The 271-nt window shown below is 65.7% G+C and carries 1 pseudogene; it reads right to left on the bottom strand.

The annotated features are described in order from the left end of the window. A pseudogene (locus tag ACYYG1_RS17455) lies at positions 1 to 271 on the bottom strand (IS481 family transposase); the annotation flags it as partial.

Here is a 271-nt window from a genome sequence, read left to right as displayed (position 1 = left end):
CGCTCCACGAAGCCGTTGCTTTGCGGCCTGCGCACCTTGGTGGTGCGGTGTTCGATGCCCTCCAGTTGCAGGAAGAGCTCGTACGGATGCCTGTCCGGCCTGCCGCAGAACTCGCGCCCGTTGTCCGAGAGCACCGTCTCGATCCTGGACCCGTGGCCCTCGAAGTACGGCAGCACGTCCTCGTTGAGCACGTGCACAGCCGTGACGGGCAGCTTGCTGGTGTACAGCCTGCCCCAGGCGTAGCGGCTGTGGCAGTCGATGACCGACTGCA

The organism is Desulfocurvus sp. DL1XJH-121, assembly GCF_054819825.1.
Note: the sequence above shows the minus strand (reverse complement) of the source record. Positions and strands in the feature narration are given on the sequence as shown.